24 protein-coding genes and 1 tRNA gene are annotated in these 22713 nt (G+C 57.9%); 8 read left to right on the top strand and 17 right to left on the bottom strand.

The window, feature by feature from the left end:
- The first annotated feature begins 23 nt into the window (after positions 1–23).
- The 5 genes from AC0V6Q_RS02705 (at position 24) to AC0V6Q_RS02685 (ending at position 5335) form a co-directional block, all read left to right on the top strand.
- Positions 24–1697 (top strand): putative bifunctional diguanylate cyclase/phosphodiesterase, encoded by a 1674-nt coding sequence (locus AC0V6Q_RS02705; RefSeq protein WP_486166889.1) that lies wholly within the window; start codon positions 24–26, stop codon positions 1695–1697.
- Positions 1698–1780: 83 nt separating this feature from the next.
- A complete protein-coding gene (gene dapF / locus AC0V6Q_RS02700) occupies positions 1781–2590 on the top strand; it encodes a diaminopimelate epimerase (RefSeq protein WP_486166888.1) in 810 nt (269 codons plus the stop codon).
- Positions 2587–3777 carry a MiaB/RimO family radical SAM methylthiotransferase gene (locus AC0V6Q_RS02695; RefSeq protein ID WP_486166887.1) on the top strand — a complete coding sequence of 397 codons (1191 nt, stop codon included), beginning with the start codon at positions 2587–2589 and terminating at the stop codon, positions 3775–3777. The genes dapF and AC0V6Q_RS02695 overlap by 4 nt, the downstream gene beginning before the upstream one ends.
- Entirely contained in the window at positions 3774–4688 is a 915-nt protein-coding gene (ftsY, locus tag AC0V6Q_RS02690; RefSeq protein WP_486166886.1) for a signal recognition particle-docking protein FtsY, read from the top strand. Before AC0V6Q_RS02695 ends, ftsY begins: the two co-directional genes overlap by 4 nt.
- Positions 4688–5335, top strand: coding sequence for an inner membrane-spanning protein YciB (locus tag AC0V6Q_RS02685; protein ID WP_486166885.1), 648 nt, complete (start codon positions 4688–4690; stop codon positions 5333–5335). Before ftsY ends, AC0V6Q_RS02685 begins: the two co-directional genes overlap by 1 nt.
- A gap of 204 nt (positions 5336–5539) precedes the next feature.
- Here AC0V6Q_RS02685 and AC0V6Q_RS02680 read toward each other — a convergent pair whose 3' ends face one another.
- Positions 5540–5773 carry a hypothetical protein gene (locus tag AC0V6Q_RS02680; RefSeq protein WP_486166884.1) on the bottom strand — a complete coding sequence of 78 codons (234 nt, stop codon included), beginning with the start codon at positions 5771–5773 and terminating at the stop codon, positions 5540–5542.
- 65 nt (positions 5774–5838) lie between these two features.
- On the opposite strand from AC0V6Q_RS02680, the gene AC0V6Q_RS02675 reads away from it, so the two are divergent.
- Positions 5839–6105, top strand: coding sequence for a hypothetical protein (locus tag AC0V6Q_RS02675; protein ID WP_486166883.1), 267 nt, complete (start codon positions 5839–5841; stop codon positions 6103–6105).
- On the opposite strand, the gene AC0V6Q_RS02670 is transcribed toward AC0V6Q_RS02675, so the two are convergent.
- The 10 genes from AC0V6Q_RS02670 to AC0V6Q_RS02625 form a co-directional block, all read right to left on the bottom strand.
- Positions 6102–8039, bottom strand: a complete 1938-nt coding sequence (locus AC0V6Q_RS02670) for a potassium transporter Kup (protein WP_486166882.1) — start codon at positions 8037–8039, stop codon at positions 6102–6104. The two genes, AC0V6Q_RS02675 and AC0V6Q_RS02670, sit on opposite strands and share 4 nt — an antisense overlap.
- 136 nt (positions 8040–8175) lie before the next feature.
- Positions 8176–8820: a tetratricopeptide repeat protein gene (locus AC0V6Q_RS02665; protein ID WP_486166881.1), complete on the bottom strand. Its 645-nt coding sequence runs from the start codon at positions 8818–8820 to the stop codon at positions 8176–8178.
- On the bottom strand, positions 8817–9239 hold the full coding sequence (locus AC0V6Q_RS02660) for a cytochrome c-type biogenesis protein (RefSeq protein WP_486169233.1): 423 nt from the start codon (positions 9237–9239) through the stop codon (positions 8817–8819). The genes AC0V6Q_RS02665 and AC0V6Q_RS02660 overlap by 4 nt, the downstream gene beginning before the upstream one ends.
- Positions 9239–9763 carry a DsbE family thiol:disulfide interchange protein gene (locus AC0V6Q_RS02655; RefSeq protein WP_486166880.1) on the bottom strand — a complete coding sequence of 175 codons (525 nt, stop codon included), beginning with the start codon at positions 9761–9763 and terminating at the stop codon, positions 9239–9241. Before AC0V6Q_RS02655 ends, AC0V6Q_RS02660 begins: the two co-directional genes overlap by 1 nt.
- Positions 9763–11757, bottom strand: a complete 1995-nt coding sequence (locus AC0V6Q_RS02650) for a heme lyase CcmF/NrfE family subunit (RefSeq protein WP_486166879.1) — start codon at positions 11755–11757, stop codon at positions 9763–9765. Before AC0V6Q_RS02650 ends, AC0V6Q_RS02655 begins: the two co-directional genes overlap by 1 nt.
- Positions 11758–11763: 6 nt before the next feature.
- A complete protein-coding gene (gene ccmE / locus AC0V6Q_RS02645; protein ID WP_486166878.1) occupies positions 11764–12225 on the bottom strand; it encodes a cytochrome c maturation protein CcmE in 462 nt (153 codons plus the stop codon).
- A complete protein-coding gene (locus AC0V6Q_RS02640; protein WP_486166877.1) occupies positions 12222–12362 on the bottom strand; it encodes a heme exporter protein CcmD in 141 nt (46 codons plus the stop codon). Before AC0V6Q_RS02640 ends, ccmE begins: the two co-directional genes overlap by 4 nt.
- Positions 12362–13120: a heme ABC transporter permease CcmC gene (gene ccmC / locus AC0V6Q_RS02635; RefSeq protein WP_486166876.1), complete on the bottom strand. Its 759-nt coding sequence runs from the start codon at positions 13118–13120 to the stop codon at positions 12362–12364. Before ccmC ends, AC0V6Q_RS02640 begins: the two co-directional genes overlap by 1 nt.
- Positions 13121–13206: 86 nt before the next feature.
- Entirely contained in the window at positions 13207–14241 is a 1035-nt protein-coding gene (locus tag AC0V6Q_RS02630; RefSeq protein WP_486166875.1) for a Leu/Phe/Val dehydrogenase, read from the bottom strand.
- A 70-nt stretch (positions 14242–14311) separates the two neighbouring features.
- A tRNA-His gene (locus AC0V6Q_RS02625) sits at positions 14312–14388 on the bottom strand.
- A gap of 243 nt (positions 14389–14631) precedes the next feature.
- Here AC0V6Q_RS02625 and AC0V6Q_RS02620 point away from each other — a divergent pair.
- Both AC0V6Q_RS02620 and AC0V6Q_RS02615 read left to right on the top strand, forming a co-directional pair.
- The gene (locus tag AC0V6Q_RS02620) at positions 14632–15267 is read left to right on the top strand and encodes a prolyl hydroxylase family protein (RefSeq protein WP_486166874.1); all 636 of its coding nucleotides are present in this window, start codon (positions 14632–14634) and stop codon (positions 15265–15267) included.
- Positions 15255–15809: an MOSC domain-containing protein gene (locus AC0V6Q_RS02615; protein ID WP_486166873.1), complete on the top strand. Its 555-nt coding sequence runs from the start codon at positions 15255–15257 to the stop codon at positions 15807–15809. The genes AC0V6Q_RS02620 and AC0V6Q_RS02615 overlap by 13 nt, the downstream gene beginning before the upstream one ends.
- A gap of 66 nt (positions 15810–15875) precedes the next feature.
- Here the strand turns inward: AC0V6Q_RS02615 and rpmE are convergent, their stop codons facing one another.
- The 6 genes from rpmE to dxr form a co-directional block, all read right to left on the bottom strand.
- Entirely contained in the window at positions 15876–16100 is a 225-nt protein-coding gene (rpmE, locus tag AC0V6Q_RS02610; RefSeq protein WP_486166872.1) for a 50S ribosomal protein L31, read from the bottom strand.
- Positions 16101–16208: 108 nt separating this feature from the next.
- Positions 16209–16688, bottom strand: a complete 480-nt coding sequence (gene fabZ, locus AC0V6Q_RS02605; RefSeq protein WP_486166871.1) for a 3-hydroxyacyl-ACP dehydratase FabZ — start codon at positions 16686–16688, stop codon at positions 16209–16211.
- 27 nt (positions 16689–16715) lie between these two features.
- Positions 16716–17411 (bottom strand): OmpH/Skp family outer membrane protein, encoded by a 696-nt coding sequence (locus AC0V6Q_RS02600; RefSeq protein WP_486166870.1) that lies wholly within the window; start codon positions 17409–17411, stop codon positions 16716–16718.
- Complete coding sequence (bamA, locus tag AC0V6Q_RS02595) at positions 17411–20086, bottom strand: outer membrane protein assembly factor BamA (RefSeq protein ID WP_486169232.1); 2676 nt, start codon at positions 20084–20086, stop codon at positions 17411–17413. The genes AC0V6Q_RS02600 and bamA overlap by 1 nt, the downstream gene beginning before the upstream one ends.
- A 339-nt stretch (positions 20087–20425) precedes the next feature.
- Entirely contained in the window at positions 20426–21535 is a 1110-nt protein-coding gene (gene rseP / locus AC0V6Q_RS02590) for an RIP metalloprotease RseP (protein ID WP_486169231.1), read from the bottom strand.
- Positions 21536–21551: 16 nt separating this feature from the next.
- Positions 21552–22712, bottom strand: coding sequence for a 1-deoxy-D-xylulose-5-phosphate reductoisomerase (dxr, locus tag AC0V6Q_RS02585; RefSeq protein WP_486166869.1), 1161 nt, complete (start codon positions 22710–22712; stop codon positions 21552–21554).
- Between the last annotated feature and the right edge of the window lies 1 nt (position 22713).

The raw sequence follows: 22713 nt of genomic DNA, 5'->3' as shown, positions 1-22713 counted from the left end.
GGTCGAATTTCGACACGTCGATAATGATCAATCGCGACAAACCAGAAAAGCTCAAAGGAAGCGCCGATCGTGACTTGGTCGCGCTTGGGATCGCAACAGCGGCGATCATCCTGTTCGTCGGAACCGGCGGGGCGGTCCTGCCTGCTGCAGTGAATTCTCTTCGCGGCGTTGGCGCTGGACCTGATGCGCTTCTCGTCAATGCCCTGTTGCTCAATGTGGTCCTCGTGATCTTTGGCTGGCGTCGGTATCGCGAGCTAAAGATCGAAATCAACGAGCGTCGCAATGCAGAAGAACGGGCGCGTGAATTGGCCGAAACGGACCCTTTGACCGGTTGTTTGAACAGGCGCAGCATTACCCGGGTAACGAGGGAATTACAGGCAGACACCGATGCCAAAGGCATGGCTATCGTCTTCGGTCTGATTGACCTCGATAACTTTAAGCAAATCAACGATATGAACGGTCACTCATCGGGCGATACCGCTTTGATCGAGCTTGCCGGGCGCATGTCGGCAGCGCTTCCGAAAGACGCCTGTCTTGCGCGCATTGGCGGCGATGAGTTTGCTTTTGTGTGGTCTTATGACCCGGTGCATCCAGAACGCGTGGATGATCTGGTCATCCGCCTTTTCGAAGCCATGGCCACCCCGTTCGCCCTTGACCAGGTGACCATCGATGCGACCCTCTCAATGGGGCTTGCAAGCGACTATGATCCCGCTGGTCTGGACCCGACCCAGCGCACGCCAGAGGCCTTGATGCACCGCGCAGACATCGCGATGTATCAAGCCAAAAAAGAGGGCAAGAACCGCTATTTCTGGTTTGAGCCAAGCATGGAAAGCGAACTGCGTTTCCGCAACGAATTGGAAATGGGCATCCGCAGCGGCCTGAAGTCGAGCGAGTTTGTCCCCTATTACGAACAGCAGGTCGACCTCGAAAGCGGCGAGCTTATGGGCTTTGAAATGCTCGCTCGCTGGATTTCTCCCGAGCTTGGCGTGATCAGCCCGGAGGTATTTATCCCGGTTGCCGAAGAAATTGGTGTGATCACCGAACTTTCGGACCAGCTGATTGCCCGCGCCTTGAAGGACGCAGGCGAGTGGCACGATAGCATCACCTTGTCGATCAACATTTCTCCGGTGCAAATGCGCGACCCGTGGTTTGCGCAAAAGCTTTTGAAAATGCTGGTGCAACACAATTTCCCGCCACGGCGCCTTGAGGTGGAAATTACCGAGAGCTGTCTGCACGACAATGTCGACATGGTGCGCGGCATGATCCGTTCACTGCGCAATCAAGGGGTTCAGATCAGCCTCGATGATTTCGGGACAGGCTATTCCTCGCTCGAACAATTGCGCACTCTTCCCTTTGACCGGCTGAAAATTGACCGTTCGTTTGTGGGTGAGCTTTCAACACCGAGTGCAAGATCGCCGATTGTGGATGCGATTGTGTCGCTTGGCCGCGGCTTGGATCTGCCGATGACTGTTGAAGGGATTGAGGACGAGGTGATCCTCGGCCAGCTCAAACAGATGGGCAAATTGAAAGGCCAGGGTTTCCTTTATGGCCGGCCTGAAAGCGCCGAACAGGTTCGCAAGCGGTTGGCGCGGGCAGGCAAGCTTGCCCGGCCAAGTGAAGGCGATCTAGAGGCGCGCAAGCCATCGTCCACACCCATCACTCAGGACATTGAGGCAACAAAGTCGCGCAGTGCTTAGGAAGCGCGCTTAAGGGCGCTTGAGAGCGAATTCGCCGGTAAGACTGGACGCTAGCCCCCGCGATGCATAGATGCGCTCTCACTATGCGCACGCCCTTCATCAAGATGCACGGACTTGGCAACGATTTTGTCGTGCTTGACGCGCGCGAGACGCCTTTGCCAACGCTTTCTTCCAAGATCGCGAGCGCGATTGCGGATCGGCACACCGGAATTGGCTGTGATCAGCTTATCGTTCTGGAGCCGAGCGAGGACCATGCTTTTCGGATGCGCATCTTCAATTGCGACGGCAGCGAAGTTGAGGCCTGCGGCAATGCGACCCGCGCTGTGGCTCTCCTCCATGGTGAAGCTGCAATGATTGAGACCGCTGGCGGTGTTTTAGCGCTGGAACCGTCCAAGGGCGGCGCCACGGTCGATATGGGACTTCCCCGCTTCGATTGGGACGCAATTCCGCTGGACTATGCGATGGACACTTCCGCCATGCCGGTTGGCTGGGGCGAGCTCGAACATCCCGCCGCGGTGAATGTCGGCAATCCGCATGTGATCTTCTTTGTCGAGAATGCGGACGCGGTGGACTTGGTCGCGATTGGGCCTGAGATCGAAACCGACGCGCTTTTCCCGGCCCGCGTGAACGTCAACGTGGCGAGCCTTGCTGGCCCCGATCATCTGAAACTCCACGTTTGGGAACGCGGCGCGGGCCTGACGCGCGCTTGCGGCACGGGGGCGTGCGCAACGGCCGTTGCAGCAATCCGTCGCGGTCTTGTTGGCAACAGGGTCACCGTAACCCTCCCCGGCGGCGATCTCATCATCGAGTGGCGAGAGGGCGAGAGTATTCGTATGACCGGCCCTGCGGCAGAGAGCTTTCGCGGTGAGTTTGAATGGGAGGACTTTGCGTGAGCAAGCCTGAAGTCATCTCGCCCGAAGTCATTTCCTTGGGCTGCCGCCTCAACATTGCCGAGAGTGAGCGCATGAAGGCCATGCTCGGCGATGCTGGCGACGTGGTGGTCATCAATTCGTGCGCCGTCACATCCGAGGCTGTGCGCCAGACCCGCCAAGCGATCCGAAAGGCCCGCCGCGAGCGTCCCGATGCGCGCCTTATGGTGACAGGATGCGCCGCAGATATCGAGCGCGAGCAATTGGCCGACATGCCCGAGGTTGACGGCCTGATCGCTAACGAGCGCAAGCTGGACCCGCGCGTGTGGAATGTGCCTCTGCCAGAGGCCCCTCCCCCGCCCACGCGCACCAGAGCCTTTATCGCGGTCCAGAACGGATGCGACCACGCCTGCACCTTCTGCGTCATCCCGCAAGGGCGAGGCAAAAGCCGATCGATGACCATAACCGAGGTCCTGCGCGAGGTGGAACACCACCTTGAACTTGGTGCGAAGGAAGTGGTTCTGACCGGCGTTGATGTGACCAGTTGGGGGCATGACCTGACCGATACGCCGCCTTTGGGCGCGCTGGTCGAGGCTGTGCTCACCCGCTTCCCCGCCCTTGACCGCCTGCGGATGTCATCGCTCGACGGGATCGAGATTGACGACGTGCTGTTTGAGCTTTTCGCGAGCGAAGAGCGCCTGATGCCGCACCTGCACCTGTCGATGCAGCATGGCCACGATCTGATCCTCAAACGCATGAAGCGCCGTCATCTTCGCGGTGATGCGGTTGATCTGGTCACACGGCTCAAGGCGCGGCGCCCAGACATTGCCATTGGCGCGGACCTTATTGCAGGTTTCCCGACTGAAACCGATGAGCACCACGCAGCCAACCTTTCGATCATCGAAGAGCTGGATATCGTCCATGGCCACATCTTCCCCTATTCACCGCGCCCCGGCACACCCGCCGCCCGTATGCCGCAATTGGACCGCGCGATTGTAAAGGCCCGCGCGGCTGAGCTGCGCGAGACAGTGAAGGCGCGCCGTACGGCTTGGCTGAACACGCTTGTGGGCGAAACTCTCCCAGTCCTCGCCGAAAGAGACGGCACCGGCTATGCCCCCAATTACGCGCGGGTGACATGCCCGCCAAACGCCAATCCGGGCGAGATCATACCCCTCACCCCGCACGCCCTTGAAGGAGGAATGCTCATATGACGCAGAGCTGGAGCGAACGGCTCTTTAGCGGCTTTCGCAAGACCTCTGAGCGTATCGGCAGCAATCTGACGGGTGTTGCGACGCGCCTTGACGATGCGACGCTGGATGATCTGGAAGATGCGCTAATCGTGTCGGACCTTGGCCCGGCGGCAGCCGCGCGGATCCGCAAGAAGCTGTCAGACAAGAGCTTTGGCCTCGAGATCACTCAACAAGAATTGAAAGAGGCGGTCGCAGAGGAAATTGCAGAAATTCTGCGCCCTGTGGCAAAGCCGCTGGAGATTACCGCATTCCCCCGCCCGCAAGTCATCCTTGTCATCGGGGTGAATGGCTCGGGCAAAACCACCACCATCGCCAAACTCGCGCACCTCTTTACCGAAGATGATTACGGAGTGCTTCTAGCAGCCGGCGACACCTTCCGCGCCGCCGCGATTGGACAGCTTGCCACCTGGGCAGAGCGCGCTGGCGTGGACCTTGTGCGCGGGCCAGAGGGCGGAGACCCTGCGTCTATCGTCTTTGACGCAGTGAAGCAGGCAACCGACACCGGTATTGATGCACTGGTCGTGGACACCGCAGGGCGCTTGCAGAACAAGAAAGAGCTCATGGAAGAGCTCTCCAAAATCCGGCGCGTCTTGGGCAAATTGAACGAAGAGGCCCCGCATGACGTGGTGCTCGTGCTGGACGCGACCAATGGCCAGAACGCTCTCAGCCAGATCGACGTGTTCAAGGAAGTGGCGGGCGTCACCGGCCTGATCATGACCAAGCTCGACGGCACAGCGCGCGGCGGCGTTCTGGTCGCAGCGGCGGAGCAATACGGCCTCCCCATCCATGCGATTGGCGTTGGCGAAAAAATGGAAGACCTGCGCCCGTTCGACCCCGATCTGGTCGCGCGCGTGATTGCAGGGGTTGCCTGATGAACGAGACCACCGAGACAAAGAAGCAAGGCTCGGGCTGGCTAAATGTAGCGGTCGATTATGGCCCGCTGCTCGTGTTCCTTGGCGTGTACCGTTTCAACGCGCCCGCTGAACCGAACGCGGCAGGCGAACTCCTCGCCATCATCTATGGCACAGGCGCCTTTATGGTCGCCGCCGTCGCCGCCCTTCTCTTTTCCAAGTTTCGCCTTGGCAAAATCTCGCCGATGTTGTGGCTCTCCACCGTATTGATCGTAGGGTTCGGCGCGCTGACGATCTTCTTCGGCGATCCGGTCTTCGTGCAACTCAAACCCACCATCATCTACGCCTTCTTCGGCGTGGCGTTGCTGGCCGGGTATTTCAGAGGGAAGGCTCTCCTCAAAATCCTGCTCGAGGCTGCGTTCGAAGGGCTTTCGGAAGAAGGCTGGCTCAAACTCTCGCGCAATTGGGGCGTGTTTTTCCTGATGCTTGCAGGCCTCAACGAAGGTTTACGCGCCTATCTCGATTTCGAAGGCTGGCTCTGGGCAAAGCTCTGGGTGTTCCTGCCGCTCACCTTCCTCTTCACCTTCACGCAATTGCCCATGTTGCTCAAACACGGGCTCGATGTGGGGCAGGATGAGGACGAGAAAGACAGCGCCGCGGGCGAGTGAGTGAGCCCCGGTTCGCAGCGCTTTCCTACTTGGAAAAGAGCCGCGATACTGCCGCCCGCTCTTTCACAACTGAATCCCGTTTTCGCGCTCTGGCGCAAATGTGTCTCATAGCGTTTTGCCTACAAGGCGCTATTTTTTCATAGAGTTAACCGATTTCGTGTTGGGCCCTATGAGACACCGGTGTCTCATAGGCACGGTGCAAGCTTACTGGGGAGTGCCGGAATCACTGCCATATCCAAGCCGCAAATACGCCGCCATTGCCGCTTTGAGAAAGTCCTCTGCATCCTCGTGGCTGAAGAGAATTCCGACATCTTTGAAATTCAGAAACAACCGGTCGCCATCTCCGGTGAAAGTGGTGGTGCCAATAGAAATGACCGCCTCACCCTCAAGCTTGGCATGGTCACGTACGGTGCGCTTGAAATCAACTTTGGTGGGCATTCGGAATGACTTCCATTCAAAAATGAATTGGTGTACTACACTTGCAATACACCATGGAGAGTAACGTGCCATTTCCTTTGCTACCCGTCGATCAAGTTCGCCGAGAACTGCGTCGAATGGTCCAAGCTAACAAGCGGGATATGATCAGGAAGCTCGAAGATGTCTTAGATAAGACCAAAGGAATAGCCGCGACAGATGACACCAAGGGCGGCGAAGAAAAATTGCTCGCTTTCGAAGCTCATATGCAGGGTAAGATTCAGGATATCGATGGCCTTTACGAGCAGCTCTTTGCTTTCATCGAAAATGCCCAATTTCCAAAAGACTCAGCCTAAATCTCGACCTGACTGCCCAATTCCACCACGCGGTTAGTGGGCAGTTTGAAGAAGTCCATCGCGCTTGCCGAATTCCTCAGCATCCAGGCAAATATCTTCTCTCGCCAGATCGGCATGCCCGGCTTGTCGCTGGCCAGCAAAGTCTGGCGCGAGAGGAAGAAGCTGGTGTGCATCATGTCGAAATGCCCGCCGCAATAGACGCCCATGCCCTTAAGGCCCTCGGGCACATTGGTGTCTTCCATAAAGCCATAGCGCAGCACCGCGCGGTAGAAGCCATCGCCCATGTCGGTGTACTCGCACCGTTTGTCAGGATCGACGTAAGGCTCGTCCTGAATGTCGACGGTCAGGATCACGACGCGTTCGTGCAGGATTTTGTTGTGCTTGATATTGTGGAGCAGCGCGGATGGAACGCCCGCCTGGCTGCTCGCCATAAAGATCGCGGTGCCGGGGACACGCAGGGCGGAGTTCTTGGCAGATTTCGCGAAAATTTCCATCGGTAGGCTCCCCTCGCTCATCCGCGCACGCATCAACTTGCGACCGCGCGCCCACGTGGTGAGAAGGGTGAACGCCACAAAACCAACGGCCAGAGGGAACCAGCCACCGTCCGGCACCTTGGTAAGGTTCGCTGCAAAGTACGCTCCGTCAACGATCAGGAAGAGAAGCACAACGGGCGCTGCGTACCACCACTTCCACTTCCACACGCTGACGAACAAGAGGCCCATCAGAAGCGTGTCGATCGTTACCGCGCCTGTCACCGCAATGCCGTAGGCGCTCGCCAAACTGGAGGAACTCTGGAAGGTCAGAACAAGCACAATCACTGCCACCATCAGCGCCCAGTTGACGATGGGAATGTAAATCTGACCGCCCTCGGTCTCTGACGTGTGGAGGATCGAAAGGCGCGGCATAAAGCCCATTTGCACCGCCTGATGTGTGATGGAGAACGCGCCGGAGATAACCGCCTGGCTGGCGATAAAGGTCGCGACCGTGGCGAGGAATACGAGCGGCAAGCGCCATTCTTCGCTCGCGAGGAGGAAGAAGGGGTTCTGCACCACCACGGCGGCTTCTTCAGCCGGAAGCCCCGCAATCATGGCCCCTTGGCCAAAGTAATTGAGAAGGAGACACGGCATGACAAAGCCGAACCACGACAGGCGCATCGGTCCGCGGCCAAAGTGGCCCATGTCCGAATAGAGCGCCTCAGAGCCCGTCACCGCGAGGACGACAGCGCCCAAAGCAAGGAAGGCCACGAACCCGTCGGTGACAAAGAACATGACGGCGTAATAGGGGTTCAGCGCCCACAAAATGTCCGGGTTCTGGATGATCTGCCATCCACCCAGCCCTGCGAGCACGGCGAACCAGACGATCATGACCGGCGCAAACAGAGCGCCGACTTTGGCCGTCCCCCTCGCCTGAAGCATGAAGAGGAATACAAGGAGACCGAGTGCAATGGGGATCACATATTGCTGCAATCCTGCATCCACCACGGTGAGCCCTTCGACCGCCGACAGAACGGAAATCGCCGGCGTAATCATGGAATCGCCATAAAACAGCGAGGTCGCAAACACGCCCAGAAGGATCACAAGCCAGCCATAGGACGATTTGCCCATGTGCCGTTGCAACAGCGCCACCAGAGCGAGGCTGCCGCCCTGGCCCTTGTTATCGGCGCGCATGAGGATCGTCACATATTGGATCGCCACCACAAGCAGCATCGACCAGAAAATGAGGCTGACGACGCCAAGCACATGCATACGGTCAATCGCAACATTGGCGGTTCCGGCAAAGGTCTCACGGAAAGCATACAGCGGGCTGGTGCCGATATCGCCAAAAACGATGCCGATCGCGCCAACCGCCAAAGCGGCCTTGGAACCATTATGCGCATGGCCGCTGGAATGGGTATCCAGCGAAGAGCCGTCTGGTGTTGCTGAGGTTTCGCTCATTGTGTGCGATTATCCCGTGTCGTTGCCCGAACGAAGAGACTCAAGTGAGCCTTGCCCGCGTCCAAGGCCGCGCGCTCTACCACCGAGGGTTCGCCCCTGCAACACTGGCCTAGGGACAAGCCCCCTGTTGAAGCACCTACTGCAGCATGGGCGCATTGGCGATCATCTGATCGAGCCGCTCAACACGCGATTCAATCTCGGCCTTCCAAGGCGCATCATCGGGTGAGTTTTCAAGCAGGCGGGCCCACACCTCGCGTCCCGCAACAATCTGCCCGGTTTGAACCAATGACGTGCCCATGAAGAAGTCCGGACCAGGGTTCGTGGGGTCAATTTCACGAGCCTTTCCATAGGCATAATTCGCAGCAGGTGTCACAAACCCATCGGCATGCCCGGTAAGGGCCATGCCAAGCGCAAGCCAGCCTTCAAGGTGCTGAGGGTTCTCGCGAAGCCCTTTTCGAAGAAGTCCGGCGGCCTCGTCGAATTTGCCGCGGCGGGCATATCCATCGGAGAGGGTAAGATAGTCGGGCTTGGCGCGGGTTGGATCAAAAAGTGCAAGGCGCGCTTCGACCATTGCTTCGCCTGACTGCGCCTCAACCTGTGTCTCAGGTTGTTTGGGACTGCCGCTTTGGCCGGGCGATCCTGCCCATGTGTACCCCACAAGGCCAAGCAGAAGAGCCGCACCAAACACTGCAAAGCCCTGTTTTGGCATGCGCAGATAAAAGGCAGCGAGCGCAAAACTCACCAGAGTGAGGGCGAGGATGGCAAGCCATTGACCAATCATGCGGGCTCATCCCGATCCGAGCCGCGTTTGCCCAAGCGGCGCAGGAGCACAAAGCCAACAATCGCCAGCAGCAACAGCGGAATGGCGAACAGCGGCCATGTGGTGGAGCTCACGGTCGGCTCATAACTCACATAATCACCATAGCGTTGTACCAGCCATTCGCGCACTTCCTCTGGGCTTTCACCGGCAAGGAGCCGCGAACGGACCTGGTGGCGCATATCGCCAGCCATTGGCGCGTCACTATCGGCAATGCTCTGCGACTGGCATTTAAGGCAGCGCAAAGTGTACATCAGAGCGGTAGCCTCGGCCTCGAGAGCGGGGTCGTCCAGCTGGGTGTAGGCGTAAGGCGCTGGCGGCATGGCGCTTTGTGCGGCAAGCGGCGCAGCGATGAGCGCGAGAAGAACAACTAGCAAACGCATCATCCGACTTCCTCAAGCTTCTCAAGCAGCAGGTCGACATGGTTTTCCCGAATATCGCCAATGTGTTGGTATCGGATATTGCCCTCGGCATCGATTACGTAGGTTTCCGGCACACCCGATGCGCCAATAGCCAGCATGAGCTCGGAAATGTCATCGGCGCCAATGCGGGTGTAGGGATTACCATAGCGGCTGAGGAAACCGGACACGGCCTCTGGGCGGTCGCGAACGGCGATACCGATGATTTCGACGCCCTCTTCTTTCAAGCGTTCAAGGTGCGGCGCTTCGGCAATGCAAGGCACGCACCAGCTGGCCCAGATGTTGAGCAATTTGGGCTTCCCCCCGAGAAAGTCTGCACGCGACGCGCCGGGCATGCCGTCGAGCGCAGGAGGCAGTTCAAAGTCAGGCAGCGCCTCTTCGACCATTTGCGACGGGATCGCGGTCTGCTTGGGCTGGGTCAGTTGGTAACCGGCCACCCCTGCAAAGAACAGGAACAGCGCAAGCGGGATAAGGTAAAGAGGACGCATTATTCCGCAGGCTCCGGAGCTACGTCACCAGTGATAGCGTCTGCATCCTCGCGGCGCTCTTTGCCACGTTTGACTGCGCTGCGACGTTTGAGATCAACCCGCAAGCGTCCTATGATCGACAAGATACCGCCAAACGCAATGAGAAGGCCGCCATACCAGATGAAAGTCACAAACGGCTTCCACCAGATGCGCAGCTGCCAACGCGGATTGCCATTTGCATCAACCCCTGCCTGGTCGCCGATCACCGCATAAAGCTGGCCGTCCCAAGTGGTGAGGAGTGCGCTTTCGCTGGTCGCTTGTGATGGCGCCCAGAAATTGCGCGCCTGCGGGGTGAGGAGCACGCCCTCGCCATCGCCGCGTGTCGCAATCACGCGCGCTTCCACCGCGGTCCAGTTGGGTCCTGCGATTGGGTCAACGCTCTCCAATTCTATGGTCCAGCCTGCCACTTCCTCTTGCCCGCCTGCAGAAACTGCTGCGAGCTTTTCGGCTGTGAACGCGCTTTCGCTGGCCATGCCAAAAAGTGAGACAGCGACGCCGAAATGCGCCATCACCATACCCCATGTCGCCGTCGGTACACGCGAAAGTTTGCGCCCGCGAAGAGGCAGCAGCGCCCCAACGCCCAACGCCCCTGCAAAGGCGAGACCCAGAAGCGGGAGAATGTCATAGCTGCCAAAAAATGCGACAGCTGCAATGATGGCAATCGCGATAGCGGCAAGAAGCATCATCTCGAACTGGATGCGCGCAGGCTTGTCATCCTTCCAGCGCAGCAATGGGCCTACCGCCATCACCACGAACATGGGGATCGCAAAGATTGCACCGGCGGGGTTGAAGTACGGCGGCCCAACAGAAACGCGTACATCGAACGCCTCGGTAAAGACCGGGTAGAGCGTACCCAGCAAAACGATCGCAAGGATCGCGGAAAGCATCACATTGTTGAAGACAAGAGCACCCTCGCGGCTGGTCGCGGTAAAGCGCTTGCCTTCGGCGATGTGCCCTGCCCGCATGGCAAAGATGATAAGAGCGCCCCCAATGTAGAGGCCCAAGAGCGCGAGGATAAAGCTCCCCCGCTCCGGATCGACGGCAAACGCATGGACGCTGGTGATGACGCCTGAGCGGACAAGGAATGTGCCCAGCATCGACATGGAGAACGCGAGCACGCCCAGCATGATCGTCCAGGTCCGAAGGGCGTCTCTCGCCGCGAGGACGCTTACCGAGTGGAGCAGAGCGGTCGCTGCGAGCCATGGCATTAGCGAGGCATTCTCGACCGGATCCCAGAACCACCAGCCACCCCAGCCAAGCTCGTAATATGCCCAGTAGGAGCCAGCGGTGATGCCGAATGTGAGGAACACCCAAGCCCCCAGAACCCAAGGCCGCATGACCTTGGCAAAATCGGGCGTGACCTGCTTTGTAATAAGCGCGCCCATGCAAAGACTGAACGCAACCGACAGCCCGACATAGCCAATGTAAAGCGTGGGCGGGTGAATCGCGAGACCGATATCCTGCAATAGCGGGTTGAGGCCGGACCCTTCGGGCGCTGGCACTGGCAGACGCTCAAACGGATTCGAGGAGATCAGAAGGAAGGTATAAAAGCCAAGCGCAACAAACCCTTGAACGCTTAAGGTAGCAGACATGGTCTTTTCTGGCAGACGCCGCTCAAGCCCTGCGAGTAGGCCGCCGGAAAGCGCCAGAACCGCGACCCACAAAAGCATTGAGCCTTCGTGGTTCCCCCAGGTGCCTGTAAGCTTGTAGATGAACGGCTTCATCGAGTGGGAATTGGTCGCGACCAGCTTGATCGACAAATCGGTAATCGCAAAAGCGTAAAGCAGCAGGAAGAACGAAAGCGTTGCCAGAAACGCCTGCACCACCGCTGCGGGCCGCGCCAAGGCAACAATCGCCTCATTCCCGGTGCGTAGACCAAGCGCTCCGCCCACCATTTGCAAAACCGCAAGCGCGGTGGCGAGCCACAGGGCAGCGTGTCCGAGTTCAGCGATCATGTGGCTTTACTCCAACCCCGCCACGGTTTCCGCGTAAGCGTCGCTATTCTTGTGACCTTCTAGCCCTTCAAGCTCGCGCGGGACGTAATTCTCATCGTGCTTGGCAAGCAGATTGCTTGCAAGGAAGGTCCCATCCTCTTGCAAAGAGCCTTCGGCAACAACACCGGACCCTTCGACAAACAAATCAGGCAAAATGCCGCTGTACGTCACCGGGATCATGTCGTCGGTGTTGCCTGTGACCAGAAAGTTCACCGTGATCCCATCATCGGCCGTCTTGATGGAATCCGCTGCCACCATGCCGCCAAGGCGCACTGCTTGACCGACCGCTGGCGGCTCGGCTGCCATTTGCTCGGGCAGGTAGAAATAGTTCGCTTGGCTGCGCAGCGCCCAGGCCGCGATGAGGCCTGCGGCCACCACCGCAATCAAAGCAAGGATGACCAAGGTCATTCGCTGATGTTTGGCCTTCATTTGCGCTTCATCTCCTCGCGGCGCTTTTCCGCTTTACGCATCGTGGTGTAACTCCACGCGATAAGAAATCCCATAGCGACCCCGCCGACGGCGTACGCGCCGATCACAAAGGGCCAATGGTCCAATGCCTCACGCATTACGCGGTCTCCATGCCAGAGGGTGTGACAGGTGTCACATCTTCGTCCAAAGCGCGGCGGCGCAGACGCGCCTCGACCTGTTGTTCTGCAATAAGGGCGCGCATCCGCATCAACACAATCGCACCGAACAAAAGCGAGAAGCCCAAGGTCGAGATCAGCAGCGGCCAGAGGTATTCGGGATCAATCGAGCTTTTGCCAGCGGTCAGACTGGGGGGTTGGTGGAGCGAATTCCACCACACGACCGAACGGTTGATAATCGGCACAATAATCGCGCCCACAATGCCAAGGATTGCCGGGATCTTGGGCGAGCCACCCTCTCGCGCGGTTGCCTGCGCGAGGGCGATATACCCGCCGTAAAGGAAGAGCAGCACCAACATGCTGGTAAGCCGTCCATCCCATTCCCACCAGGTGCCCCACGTCGGACGGCCCCAAATGGAGCCGGTGGCCAGACAAATGCCGGTAAACACCATACCCGGCACCGCAATCGCGCGCGCAGAAAGACCTGCGAGCGGATGCTTCCAGATAAGCAGCGCAGCTGAGGAAATCGCAATTCCGGTCCATCCACCCATACCCAGCCAAGCGGCAGGCACGTGAATAAAGAGAATGCGGACAGTCTCGCCCATCAACCGGTCAGGCGCGACCGCCAAGAGGCCCCAGCCTATCGAACCAACAACCATAGCCAGCCCGCTCCAGAAGAAGAGCGGGGTCATCCAGCTTGCCAGTGACAAAAATCGTTTCGGGTTCGCGTAAATATGCAACGGACGTTTACCTCTTGCGAACCGTCATAGAGTGCTCAGCCGCCCTCGCAAGAGCGCAAACTTTGCAACAGCCCACGCAAACGTACTTATGCGCGGCCAATAAGTTCCTGAGCCATGCGATCAGCGACCAGATCGGGTGATTGGCCTGATTTGTCGCTTTCGTCCCAGACTTGGGTCAAACGGCCGGGAATACGGTCGATGCGCGCATTGATCTCTGCATCATCGGCGTTGTCGACGTGCCGCAGAACGTTGATGATCCCGCCTGCGTTGATCACGTAATCGGGCGCGTACAAAATACCGCGATCTTGTAGCATCTTTCCTTCGCTGCCCGTGGCGAGTTGGTTGTTGGCACCACCAGCGATGACTTTTGCCTTCAAGGCTTCAATCGATTGCTCGGTGATGATCGCACCCAAAGCATTGGGACTGACAATATCGGCCTCCGCGCTCAGAATTGCATCGGTGGAAACGGCAGTTCCGCCCAGTTCCTGCGCCATCGCGTTTGCGCGGTCCTGGTTGATATCTGCAAGAATAAGCTCAGCGCCCTCTTTCGCAAGATAGCGCGCCAAACCGCCGCCAACACTGCCCAGCCCTTGAACGGCAACGCGTACGCCGCGCATATCGGTCGCTCCAAGAGCGCGCTCGGCTGCAGCCTTTACACCAAGGAAAACACCGCGCGCCGTGTAAGGCCCCGGATCGCCGCCCTGCCCGGGAAGCCCCGCGACATGATCTGTGTGCGATTTGAGCGCAACCATGTCATCCTGCGACATGCCCACGTCCTGCGCGGTAATATAGCGACCATTCAGCCCTTCAACGGCGCGAGCGAAGGCTGCGAGCATGTCGGGCGTTTTGGTACGCGCTTCATCAGCAAGCAGCACCGCTTTCCCGCCACCAGCAGGAAGACCCGCCATGGCGTTCTTGTAACTCATCCCGCGCGACAGGCGCAGAGCATCGCGAAGACCGTCTTTGGGGTTTGGGTAATGCCAAAAGCGTGTGCCGCCGGCACCCGGCCCAAGATGGGTAGAGTGGACTGCAATAATCGCTGTGAGACCCGATGCATGATCGCGCACAAAATGCACGAATTCATGGTCGTCAAAATCGGCTTCGGTCCAAAAAGCAGTCATAAATCAAGGCCCCGCACATTGTCGGCGCGCCTCTTCATTGGACCCAGACGGGACAGTCCAAGGGGGAAAATGGGGCGATCGAGGGGTCTCGAACCCCCGACCTCCGGTACCACAAACCGGCGCTCTAACCAACTGAGCTACGATCGCCACATGCCCCGCACCATTGGATGACCATTGGGTCCTCTGCAAGAGAGCGCTGCGATGGGCGCCATTGCTCGAACAAGTGCCAAGGTCAAGACCGCTTTAGGCGGGCGCGAGCCAATTGCACAATGTCGCCAGCATTGGAAGCGAAAACTGCCATCAATCGCACTTTGCGCAATTATATTACACAAGGGTTTGTGCTCTATGCAGTCTTGCTTAGGCGCGCCCCGCTCCTAAACTCTCGAAATCATGGATGTGACCACTGATTCTGTTGCAGCAAACCTTGAAAAGCAGGCGGGCGCACAGCGCGTGCCCCACTCCAAGGTTGAGCTGTTTCAGATAAAGAACTTCCTCACGCCTGAGCACTGCAAGCAATTGATCGCGATGATCGATCATGACCGGCGGCCGAGCACAATCGCGGACCCCAATGGCGATGATTACTTCCGTACCAGCGAAACCTGCGACCTCGCGCGCAGGGACCCAGTGGTTCAGAAGCTCGATGCGCTGCTGCATGATCTGAACGGCATCAACCCGGCTCTGGGCGAACCGGTTCAGGGGCAACGCTATGACGTGGGACAGGAGTTCAAGCCGCACACGGACTATTTCACGCCCGGCACAGCGGATTTCGAGAAATTCTGCAGTGATTCTGGCCAGCGCACATGGACCTTTATGATTTATTTGAACGAGGTCGAAGCAGGCGGAGCAACCCGGTTCAAAGTCGTAGGCAAAACCTTTCAACCCGAGATTGGAAAACTCCTGTGCTGGAACAACAAACGCCCTGACGGAGAGCTAAACCCCAACACGCTGCACCACGGGATGAAGGTGAGGAAAGGCGTAAAATACGTCATCACCAAATGGTATCGGGAACGGGAATGGCCGTGGTAAACGGATCAGAGATTGTAAAAGCGGTCCATAAAGACAGCACGCACGCTTTCTCCAAGCGTCCCGTCTCCTCTATCCGCATCATTGCTGGCTTTGGTGTCGAAGGCGATGCTCACGCAGGTGACCGGGTCCAGCATTTGAGCCGAGTACGTGCGGACCCCACTCAGCCAAACCTGCGGCAAGTCCACCTCATGCACGCCGAATTGTTCGATGAGGTGGCGGAGAAAGGTTTTGCCATCAATCCCGGCGACTTGGGTGAAAACGTGACCACCCGAGGGTTAGACCTGCTTGCGCTTGGACGGGACACGGTCCTGCACATTGGCGAAGAAGCCGCGCTCAAGGTCACCGGCCTGCGCAATCCATGTGCCCAGATTGACGCATTCGCACCCGGCCTTCTCAAGGAAGTTGCGCTTAAGACGCCGCAGGGGATCGTGCGCAAAGCAGGTATTATGTGCGTTGCGATAAAAAGCGGCGAAGTGCGTGCAGGTGATCCGATCCGGGTGGAGCCGACCAAAGGCCCGCATATCCCGCTCGAACGGGTCTAACCAAACCGCCAAAAAGAAAGGGCGGCCCCGCAGGACCGCCCTCTTTCAATTCCAATCGGAAGCCGATTACTTTTTGAGTGTAAGGCCACCAAAGCGCTTGTTGAACGCTGCCACACGGCCGCCTTCCTGGATCTGACGGTTACCGCCGGTCCATGCAGGATGGCTTGTCGGGTCAATGTCGAGTGCGAGTGTCTCGCCCTCATTGCCCCAAGTCGAGCGTGTTTGGAACTCGGTACCATCGGTCATTTTGACCGTGATCATGTGATATTGTGGGTGCCCTTCGGCTTTCATCATCTTTATCCTTGTGAGCGTGCTCCGGTACCGACCGGAGTTGCTATAAAACTGGAAGAAGCGGCGCACATAACGCCGCCTCCGAAAATTGCAAGCAAACTTGCAAAATCAATCCTTGGGCGGATCAGCAATCATTGCGGTGAATTCGCATTCACATGTGGTTTTGCCCTCAACGCTGGCTTTGCCCTTGAACTTATAGATCGTGCGGCGTTGCTGCAGGAACTCAACTTCAAGGTCGAGCAGACAGCCCGGCGTCACAGGTGCGCGGAATTTTGCTCCGTCAATGCCCATGAAAATCACCAGCTTGCCAGTCCCGGAAAGGCCCAACGTCTCAATCCCGAGTATCGCCGCCGCCTGAGCCAAAGCCTCGATCTGAAGCACGCCGGGCATGATGGGAGCGCCGGGGAAATGCCCCTGGAAAAACTCCTCATTCATGCTCACGGCTTTCACCGCGTGGATGCGTTCATTCAGATGAATTTCGCGCACCCGATCCACAAGCAATAGCGGATAGCGATGTGGCAACGCCTTGAGGATTTTGTGAATGTCGTAGTCGGTTATCGGCTGCGCCGAAGTCTGCTCTTCACTCATATCCTGCCCCCTGCTCTTTCGCGCGGCTTAGCGGCCCGAAGGCGCAGCGGCTGGCTGCTGTTGCTGCTGCTGTGCGGCTTGTTGCTGTTGGATCAGCTGGGCACGAAGGAGGGTTTGCTGGATCTCCTGAAAGACCTGCGCTGCGTTCTGGGTCGGGCGATAGTTCGCTGGCGGAACGATCTGAACAGACGGCACGCGGGTGTTGAGCGCTGTCGTAATCTGCTGCGTGATGTCCGCGCCCTCTGCTGCGAATTGCAGCGTTTCCGGCTGCACAACGAGCACGATACGCTGTTGTGTCGTCACATCGGTCAGAGCCGTTGGATATTGCGCCAGAATTTGGTCCACTGCGAAGATGCGCGCGGCGTTCACCTGACTGCTGAGCGCTGCAACTTCCTGTTCAAGCGTCTGAATTTGTGGGAAATTCGCTGCACCCTGAACAGCAGGAAGTTCAGCATCGTCAAGCTGGCCGTTGCCGTTTGTGTCAAACGGCTGGAGCAGCTGTGTCAATTGCTGCTGCTTTGTCGTGCGCTGTTCGATTTGCGCAGCATAAGTCGTGCCTATCTGGTTGTAGGCGGTTTGAAGCGCGCTTGAACCAATGATGGCGCGGCTCACATCAGCGGTCGCGATGCGGCCTTCGACTTGAGCAGTCGCTGGCGAATCAGCGGCGAAAACGGCGCAAGCGGCGAGGCCTGCAGCACGCAGTGTTTTGGTGAAACGGGTCATTAGAATTGTGTTCCTACGTTAAACGTGAGTGTCTTTTCATCATCTCCCTCGACCTTGCGGATCGTTTGGGAGAAATCGATGCGGAAGGGACCAAAGGGCGAATTCCAGTTCACGCCGATCCCTGCGGTGACGCGAGGGCTGGACGAATCGCCAACAAAAATCTCGCGAACATTGTTTGAGCTAATCGCATTTGGCGTAACGCCATCAGCCGCGATCGGGTTGAGAGTATCAACAAAGTTGACCGATACGATCGGATTGCCGTTGTCATCAAAGGTCGGGTCACCATTGTCATCGAGGATCGGCGTCTCAATACGCTCAGCAAATACTGCGGTGCTATCCAGGACGGGTGTTTCCAGACCCCAAAGTGCGCCCACATCAACCCAAACTGATGGACGAAGACCCAATTCGCGTGCGCCTGTGCCCAGAGGGATCTCAATTTCGGCGCGGCCAAGGTAGTAGTAACGGCCGCCCAGCGCGTCATCACGCTGTTGCCGCCGCTCCTGGTTGAAGAGAACATTTCCGTCATCGTCGAGCAAAGCCAAAGAGCTCACATCGGGATTTGGAAGGGCAGCCTGACGCAGCACACGCGGCCCTACACCGCGAATGTCAAAGCCGCGGAATTGTGGTTCACCAAGGAAAAACCGGTCGGTGAGGAACACGTCATCAACGCCGACACCTTCGCGGTCACGCAAAGGAATAACCGCCCCGCCTTCAAGCGCGAGCGAGAAGATAAATCCGGTGTTGAACAGGTTCCAGAACTGACGCCCCTGACCTCGGAAACGCAGGTAGCGAACATCGCCGCCAAGTCCTGCAAATTCCGTGCTGAGCGAAACTTGCCGCCCCGCTGTTGGACGGAAGCCCGAATTCAAGGTGTTGTAGTTGACGCTAACGCCCACAATCGAGCTTAGGCGATTACCAAGTTGGTCACAAAGGAAGCGGCCAGCGCGTGCCGGATCACAAAAATCATCCGGGCTGTTCCCGAGAATGCCGTCGCCATCATTATCAGTAAAGAAGATGCCTTCATCCAGGCTGACTTCGTCATAGTTCAGCGTGTAGCTACCAACCAGGGACATGAACTCGGTCAGAGGCACACCGGCACGGAACGCGCCGCCTGTGGTGGACTGTTCAAACGTGTTGTTACGGTTGCCGTCAAACCGGTTGAAGCTGTTGAAGTCGCGGCGATAAATGTCCGCGCCTGCCGAGATGTTGCGGTCGAACAGATATGGCTCGGTAAAGCTTAGCTGTGCCGAACGCGAAAACTGCGAGAAGTTCAGCGACAGGCCAACAGTCTGGCCCCGGCCACGGAAGTTACGCTGGCGGATGGAGCCTGCGAGAATGAACCGCTCGATCGAGGAGAAACCGGCCGAAAATTGAAGTTCGCCGGTGGGCTGTTCTTCAACATTCGCTTCGAGCACGATCCGGTCAGGCGCGGAGCCTTCTACCTGGCTGACTTCGAAGTTTTCCTGGAAATAGCCAAGAGAGTTGATCCGTGCTGTGGTTCGCTGAACGCCAAGAGAGTTAAACGCATCACCTTCCGACAAACGGAATTCACGGCGGATAACCTTATCCTGGCTCAGCGTGTTGCCGTTCACATCGACGCGCTCGACATAAACACGCGGCGCCTGACGCAGGATGAAGGTGATATCCATCGTCAGATCTTCGGGATTACGGTTAAAACGCGGCTGTACGTCCGCAAATGCGTAACCGAACCGGCCTGCGAGCTCCGTCAGGGATTCGACCGTATCTTCGACGGTCTTCGCATTGTAAAATTCACCGGTCTGGATGCTGAGACCGCTTGCGAGCGCATCACCGTCAAAGTCGCGCAGCTGGCTATCCACTTCGACCTCGCCGAAGTTGTAGCGCTCGCCCTCCTCCACCACATAAGTGATGATGAAGTCCTGCTGGTCCGGCGTAAGCTCGGCCACGGCCGAGACAACGCGGAAATCGGCATAGCCTTCGGTCAGGTAAAACTGACGCAGCTTTTGCTGGTCAAAGGCCAGACGGTCCGGGTCATAGCTGGTGTTGGAACTGAAGAAGCGGAAGAAACGCGATTGCTTCGTCACCATCTCGCTACGCAGCTCGCTGTCAGAGAATTGCTCGTTGCCGATGATGTTGATCTGACGAACTTTAGACTTGGGACCTTCGGTAATTTCGAAGACGATATCGACCCGGTTCTGCGGGAGCGAGACCATCTGCGGCTCTACGGTCGCAGCAAAGCGGCCCTGACGCTTATACAGCTCGATAATACGAGCAACGTCCGCGCGGACTTTGGAGCGGGTGAAAATCTGGCGCGGGGCAAGGCGAATTTCCGGCAGGATTTTGTCGTTCTTGATCCGCTCATTGCCTTCAAGAACGATGCGGTTGATCACCGGGTTCTCGACAACATTGATGACGACATTGCCATTTTCAGCGCTGATATTGAAATCAGCAAAGAGCTCGGTCGCGCCCAAATCCTTAAGGGCCTCATCCGCGGCAGCAGATGTATATTCCTGCCCAACGCGAAGGCGGATGTAGGAAAGGATCGTGGTCGGCTCGAGACGTTCGGCGCCAATCACGTTGATCGAACGGATCGTGTTTGTTGATGGCGCTGGAGCCGGTGCAGGAGCGGGCGTAGGCTGTGCAGCAGGTGCCGTCCCATCTTGTGCGAAAGCCGCAACAGGAACACCAGCCAGCATAGTGGCACCAGAAAGAGCAAGACCAAAACGGCTCACTGCAGATTTGGCACCGGTATTTTTAGAAGACGCAAGGCTAACGCCTGCTTGCTCACAAAACTTCATGGATGATCTATCCCGTCCAACCCGTAGTCAATGCGCCTGCCCGAAACGCGTGTGGCTTGGCCAGATGGCCTCACCGCTCATTAAACAGCTTTCGCCTCTGCCCGATGCTGCGTGCAACGGTCAAGAAGGCTAAGCGCACTATGACCGGACAATACACGATTGCCCGCCCCCTTTCTTCGATGACCTGTGCCTCTAACCAAGCACACTCACGAAGCAAGCCCGATTTACGGGGCCCGGTTAGCTGCCGATTGGCAACAGATCTGTGATGTCATTCCAGGTCACAACGACCATGAACAACAGCACAAGCGCAATGCCGGTGCGATAGGCCCATTCTGTCGCCTGCGCTCCAACCGGTTTGCGGCGGATCGCTTCGGCGGCATAAAAGGCCAGATGCCCGCCATCGAGGGCAGGGATTGGCAAGAAGTTGATGAATGCCAAATTAAGCGAGATCAGAGCTGCGAAATTCACAAAGGCGAGAAAACCAAGACTCATCTGCTCGCCCGAGTATTTGGCGATCTTGACCGGTCCGCCCAACTCCTTGATCGAACGCTCTCCGGTGAAGATTTGCTTGATGCCTGTGACCATCATTCCGGTGATCTCCCAGCATTGCTCTGCGGCAAGCGGAATAGCGCCGAGAAGGCTAACCTCTTCAAATTCATACCGACCGCCCGCAGGGCCAACGCCAATCCGGCCAAGGACACTGACATTGCCAAAAGCGTCGACGTCTTCGACCCGCGCGGTGGTCAGAGGAATGTCCACTTCACTGCCATCGCGAAGGACGGTGAGGACCATTTCCTTGCCCGGATAAAGCAGGATGTTGGTGCGGATCTCCTCAAAATCGGAGACTGCTTCTCCGTCAATCTCGGTTATGGTATCGCCGATCTGCATGCCCGCATCGCGCGCGACCGATTCTTCGGCAAACTCACCCACGGTGCGCGAATCTTCGGCTCCTACAATGGTGGGATTGCCGTAAATGGCGAAAAACGCTGCGAAAATTGCGATTGCCACCACAAGGTTCGTGACCGGACCTGCGGCAACGATCAAGGCCCGCTTCCAAAGCGACGCGTTCTGGAAACTGCCATCATTGGCATGACCTTCAAGCGGCGCATCAGCGTTCGGAATGCTCGCGGGGTTCATATCGCCCTTGAACTGAACATAGCCACCCAGCGGCAGCCAGGAGAGCTTCCAGCGCGTGCCCTGCTTGTCGGTCCAACCCGCGATTTCCGAACCAAAACCAATGGAAAAGGCTTCCGCCTTTACTCCAAACCACCGACCGACAAGATAGTGGCCAAGCTCATGGACAGTGACCAGCGGCCCCAGCAAAGCCAGAAAGCCGATGAAGTACATCCAGAAAGGGGGCTGCTCAAACAAGGGGTGCGTGCTCCAAAGCCTCAGCGGCGCTTATCCGCGCTTCGCTATCTATTGCGAGCACATCTTCCAGAGTGCCCGGTGACCCGGCGTCATAGCGCTCTAACGTCTCCTCGGCTACTGCAGTAATGCGGCTGAACCCAATCTGACCAGCGAGGAAAGCCTCGACCGCCACTTCATTCGCAGCATTAAGAATAGCAGGAGCCGCCCCGCCCGCCTCAATCGCCTCGCGCGCAATACGGGTGGCGGGGAAAAGCTCTTCATTGGGCGCCTGGAATGTCAGTTCGCCAATGCCGGCCAGATCGAGCGGCTCGAGCGGGGTTTCCATTCGGTTAGGGTACGCAAGGCACGAAGCAATCGGCACGCGCATATCCGATGGGCCAAGCTGCGCCAGAGTTGAGCGGTCGCGGTATTCGACCATGGAATGAATGACGCTTTGCGGGTGCACCACGATCCTGAGGCGTTCCAGCCCAACCGGAAACAGGTGATGCGCCTCGATGTATTCAAGGCCCTTGTTCATCATCGTGGCGCTGTCGACGCTGATCTTTGCGCCCATTGACCAATTGGGGTGAGCCACCGCCTGCTCGGGCGTTGCGGCATGGATCGCAGCGGCATCCCAGGTGCGGAATGGGCCACCGCTTGCCGTCAAAGTGATCCTTGCGACATCTTCGATCTTTCCGCTTGCAAGGCATTGGAAGATGGCATTGTGTTCGCTGTCTGTGGGAAGCAGGGTTGCACCGTGCTTGGCGACAGCGCTTGTCATCACCGCGCCTGCAGAGACCAGCGCCTCTTTATTCGCAAGGGCGATAGTTCCCCCGCGCTCCACCGCTGCCATTGTGGGTGCCAGACCTGCGCATCCGACGATCGCGGCAACGGTCATATCAACCGGGCGTTTGGCCGCATCACACAAGGCCCCTGCCCCGCCAGCGGCAATAACGCCGCTGCCCTCAAGCGCGGATTTCAGCTCGGGCAGCGCGCTTTCATCGCTGACGACTGCGAACTTTGCCCCAAATTCGCGAGCAAGCTTTGCAAGCTCAGCAGCACTCGAGTGGGCGGTAAGCGCATCAACCTGCCAGTCATCCGGATTGCGGCGGATTAGATCGAGGGTCGAGGCCCCGATAGAGCCCGTCGCGCCTAAAACAGTGATTGTACGCACG

Source organism: Erythrobacter sp. S227, assembly GCF_057364925.1.
This window is presented reverse-complemented; position numbering and strand designations above follow the sequence as displayed.